The following is a 504-nucleotide window of genomic DNA, read 5'->3' as shown; positions in this document are numbered from 1 at the left end:
GACTGGCGCAGTTGAGCGAGTCCAGCTGCAGGCTGGGCGGGCAGGGGCGGGTGGTGTCGCTGGGGCTGGCGCACAGGATCTGGCTGTAGTTCTCCAAAAGGCCCACCTTACTCAGCTGGGCATCGGTGTAGCGGCCCCGGGTCAGCACCCGGTAGCAGTAGCTCGAATCAGCCGACAGAGCCCGGCTGGTGTTGCCATCGGCCAGGAAGCGGTCACTGCCGTCATCGGTGAAGCTGTAGCTGGGGGGCGTGGTGACGGCCACCTCGGCGATCAGGTTGAAGGGGCCCTTGGGGCCGCTGCGGCTGCGGTAGAGCCGGTGGGTCTGGTTGTCATTGCTCCAGGGCGTGTTGGCCTGCCAGGAGAGGGTGATCCGGCGGTTGACGGGCGTGGCGGCCAGGCGCACCGAGGAGGCTGCATCGGTTACGTCCAGGCGGGTGAGCTGGCCGGTGGCCGGGTCGGTGTAGTAGAACTCCAGGCGGTAGCGGTAGGCGTTGGCCACCGTGT

Annotated in this window: 1 protein-coding gene; it reads left to right on the top strand. The window is 67.9% G+C overall.

The annotated features are described in order from the left end of the window. On the top strand, positions 1-504 hold a 504-nt coding region (locus ACFS25_RS31770), incomplete at both ends, for a hypothetical protein (RefSeq protein ID WP_381509248.1).

The organism is Spirosoma flavum, assembly GCF_042686045.1.
GTDB classification, from domain to species: Bacteria; Bacteroidota; Bacteroidia; order Cytophagales; family Spirosomataceae; genus Spirosoma; species Spirosoma flavum.
Note: the sequence above shows the minus strand (reverse complement) of the source record. Positions and strands in the feature narration are given on the sequence as shown.